The 3,712-nt window shown below is 73.6% G+C and carries 5 protein-coding genes; 4 read left to right on the top strand and 1 reads right to left on the bottom strand.

Annotated elements, in window-relative coordinates; all coding sequences use genetic code 11:
- Positions 1 to 1,118 (bottom strand): PucR family transcriptional regulator (locus AB7J25_RS30495; RefSeq protein WP_428514829.1); only part of this gene is annotated, 1,118 nt, incomplete at its 3' end.
- A gap of 161 nt (positions 1,119 to 1,279) precedes the next feature.
- Here AB7J25_RS30495 and AB7J25_RS30490 point away from each other — a divergent pair.
- From AB7J25_RS30490 to AB7J25_RS30475, 4 genes are all read left to right on the top strand, one after another.
- Positions 1,280 to 2,077 carry an alpha/beta hydrolase gene (locus AB7J25_RS30490; RefSeq protein ID WP_428514827.1) on the top strand — a complete coding sequence of 266 codons (798 nt, stop codon included), beginning with the start codon at positions 1,280 to 1,282 and terminating at the stop codon, positions 2,075 to 2,077.
- Positions 2,078 to 2,092: 15 nt separating this feature from the next.
- On the top strand, positions 2,093 to 2,698 hold the full coding sequence (locus tag AB7J25_RS30485; protein ID WP_428514825.1) for a sulfite oxidase-like oxidoreductase: 606 nt from the start codon (positions 2,093 to 2,095) through the stop codon (positions 2,696 to 2,698).
- Complete coding sequence (locus tag AB7J25_RS30480) at positions 2,668 to 3,453, top strand: ferredoxin reductase (RefSeq protein WP_428514823.1); 786 nt, start codon at positions 2,668 to 2,670, stop codon at positions 3,451 to 3,453. Before AB7J25_RS30485 ends, AB7J25_RS30480 begins: the two co-directional genes overlap by 31 nt.
- Positions 3,450 to 3,712 (top strand): DUF6510 family protein (locus AB7J25_RS30475; RefSeq protein WP_428514821.1); only part of this gene is annotated, 263 nt, incomplete at its 3' end. The genes AB7J25_RS30480 and AB7J25_RS30475, both read left to right, overlap by 4 nt.

Raw genomic sequence — 3,712 nt, 5'->3', positions numbered from 1 at the left:
TCGCGGCCGGTGTGCTCGGCGATGCGCCGCAGCCGGTGCCGCACGGTGTTGGGGTGCACGTGCAGGCGCTGCGCCGTGGCCGTCGCGGAGCCGGACGCCGCGAGCCACGTCTCCAGGGTGTCCAGCAGGAGGTCCTGCTCGTCCCGGCGCAGGTCGAGCAGGCCGCCCAGCACCTGACGCGCGATCCGCGTGGCCGCCTCGGGCGCGGCGGCCACGAGCGCGGCGAGCGGCGTGTCGTCGAACATCCGCACCCCGGGTACGCCGCGCGGTGCGCTGTGCAGCGCGATGCGGGCCAGGTACAGCGCCCGCGGTGTCTCCTCCAGCGCGGTGTAGACGGGGCTGAGCCCCACCCGCCCCGGTGCGGCGGACCCGACGATCCGCACGACACCCGCCGGGTCCGGCCGGGTCGGCGGCAGCGCCAGCACCCCCACCTCGACGTCGGGCAGCAGCCGCCACGCGGACGACACGTCCACCGCGCGCAGCTTCGCCGCGATGCCCGGCAGCGCCACCGAGCCGACCGCCGGCACCTCCGCGACCAGCGTCGCGAACGGGCCGTTGCCCGGCAGCTCCAGCCGGCTCGCGATCTCCCACACCGAGGCGTGCTCGCCGAGCCCACCGGTGACGAGCGCCTCCACCAGCGCGGCACGCTCGTGCTCGCGGCGGCGCAGCACGTCCGCGCTCGCATCCCGGTAGGCGGTGGTGAGTGCGGCCGTGTACTCGTCCGCCTTGCGGAAGACGTGGGTGGCGAGTGCGGCCAGCCCCCGCGCGTCCACCCGGCCCGACGAGATCGCCTCTTCGGCGACGATCTCCCAGAACATCGTGAAGCCGACGCGGAACGCCGCGAGCAGCTCCGTCAGCGGTGCCCCGGTCTCGGCCCGGCGGACGCCGGTGCGGCGGGCCGCGGCGAGATCGGCACCGTCGGGCAGCGGGTCCGTGCGCAGCAGGTAGCCCACGTTGGTCACGGCCGCCTCGCGCAGGGCTGCGGAGTCGACGTAGGTCTGGGCCCGGTAGAGGGGGATCTCGGCCTGTACCCGCACGACGATCCGGTCCGCGATCTCGTCCAGCCGCGCGAGCAACGCAGGCGCGACGACACCCAGCGAAGGGGGCGGTTCGGCCATGAGGACGAGCCTATGTGGACCTGGTCCCCGGCCGTTGTCGGCACGGACAACGACGCGTCCGGCACGCTGTCCTCGCGCCTCTCGCTCCGCGGTGCCGGAGCCGCCAGGATTCGTGTCGACACCGCAGACCGGCACGTCCCGGCACCGAAGGAGCTCCCTCCATGAGCACGACCATCGTCCTTCTCCACGGCTTCTGGGTCACCCCGCGCAGCTGGGAGCACTGGATCAGCCGCTACGAGAGCCAGGGCCACCGCGTGCTCGCACCCGCCTACCCCGGCTTCGAGGTGGAGGTGGAGGCGCTCAACGCCGACCCGACGCCCGTCGAGAGCGTGACCATCGAGAGCATCGTCGCGAACTTCGAGGCGGTGATCCGCGGCCTCGACGAGCCGCCGATCCTCATCGGCCACTCCGCGGGCGGCGCGTTCACCCAGCTCCTGCTCGCCAAGGGGCTCGGCGCGGCGGGGGTGGCGCTGAACTCCGCCCCGACCGAGGGTGTGCCCGTCGTGCCGCTCACGCAGGTGAAGTCGACCTTCCCGGTGCTCAAGAACCCCGCGAACCGGCACAAGGCCGTCGCCTACGACTTCGAGCACTGGAACTACGCGTTCACCAACACCCTGCCCGAGGACGAGGCGCGGGCCCTCTTCGAGCGCTACGCCGTTCCGGTCTCCGGGAAGATCCTCTTCGAGACCGCCCTCGCGAACCTCACCCCGGGCCACTCGGGGACGTGGGTGGACTACCACAACGACGACCGCGCACCCCTGCTGTTCGTCGCCGGCAGCGAGGACCACATCATGCCGCCGAAGGTGCAGTGGTCCAACGCCCGGCACTACAAGTCCGACCGCACGCTCACCGAGGTCGTCGAGTTCGGTGGCAAACCCCACCTGCTGCCGGCCGCGCCCGGCTGGGAGGAGATCGCGGACTACGTTCTCGCGTGGGCGCAGCGCAACGCGCGCCGCTGACCGCCGGGAGAGTCCATGTCACCGATCACGCGCGGGTTCCTCGGGCGCCGCCGTTCGGGTCCCGAGGGCAGGCTTCCCCCCGGCCAGTACGACGTCGGCAACGGCTTCCCGGTGCTCTCGGCCGGGCCGACGCCGCGCACGAGCCCGGACCGGTGGAGCTTCACCGTCCGCGGCGAGGTGGACGAGGCGCTCACGTGGAGCTGGGCGCAGTTCCACGCGCTGCCGCGGGAGCCGGTCACCGTCGACATCCACTGCGTGACGAGCTGGTCGAAGTTCGACACCCGCTGGGAGGGCGTCTCCGTCGACACGCTCCTCGACGGGGTCGACACCGCCGCCGAGTACGTCACGGCGTTCAGCGACGGCGGCTACACGACGAACCTGCCGCTGGAGGACGTCACCGGCGGGCAGGCGTGGGTCGTCGACACCTACGACGGCGAGCCGCTCACCCCCGAGCACGGCGGCCCGGTGCGGCTGCTCGTGCCGCACCTGTACTTCTGGAAGTCCGCGAAGTGGGTGCGCGGACTCGAGCTGACGGCCGAGGACGAGCCCGGCTTCTGGGAGACGTTCGGCTACCACAACCACGGGGACCCATGGCGCGAGCAACGGTACGCAGGCGACTGACCTGGCAGGTCGCCGACGTCACGGCGGTGGCGCGCGAGTCGGCGCGCTGCGTGCGGATCGGGCTGGTGCCGCCCGCCTGGGGCGGGCACGTGCCGGGCCAGCACGTCGACGTCCGGCTGACCGCCGAGGACGGCTATACCGCGCAGCGCAGCTACTCGATCGCCTCGCCGCCGGGCACAGAGGGCACAGAAGGCACAGCGGGTTTCGAGCTGGTCGTCGAGCGGCTCCCCGACGGGGAGGTCTCGCCCTACCTGGCCGACGAGCTGCGGGTGGGCGACCAGCTGGAGCTGCGCGGCCCGATCGGCGGGCACTTCGTGTGGCCGCACCCCGGTGACCCGTGGGCACCGCTGCTGCTCGTCGCGGGCGGGTCGGGGGTGGTGCCGATGCTCGCGATGCTCGGCCACCACCGGCGCACCGGCAGCGACGTGCCGGTCCGGCTGCTCTACTCCGTGCGTGCCGACGACGACGTGCTCGGCCGCGCCGAGCTGGCCCCGCGGCCCGGCCTGGACGTCGTCCTCACCTACACGCGCACCCCGCCAGCCGGCTGGTCGGGGGCGACCGGACGGATCGACGCGGCCCTGCTGGAGAGCCACGGCCTCCCCCCGACCGTGGATCCTGCCGTGTACGTGTGCGGGCCGACGCCGTTCGTGGAGGTGGTGGCGCAGGCGCTCGTCGCACTGGGCCACGACGGGTCCCGGATCCGCACGGAGCGGTTCGGGGGCATGGGAGAGGCACCGACCGGAGGAGCGCCATGACCACGCAGGACACACCCCTGGACGGGAACGCCGCGGCGGGCCCGCTCGCGGAGATCTTCGCCGTCGACCTGGCCGCGGCGGTCGTGACGTGCGGCGGCTGCGGCGCCGAGGGGCCACTCGCCGAGCACGACCTCTACGCGGACGCACCCGCACTCGTGCTGCGCTGCCGCCACTGCACCGGCGTCGTGCTGCGGTACGCGAGCGTCGGGGGTCGGGTCCGGCTGGACATGTCCGGCACCCGGCTGCTGACGCTCCCGCT

The organism is Pseudonocardia sp., from assembly GCF_050246655.1.
Taxonomy (GTDB): Bacteria; Actinomycetota; Actinomycetes; order Mycobacteriales; family Pseudonocardiaceae; genus Pseudonocardia.
The sequence above is the reverse complement of the archived record's forward strand: the minus strand, read 5'-3'. Positions and strand labels throughout refer to the sequence as shown.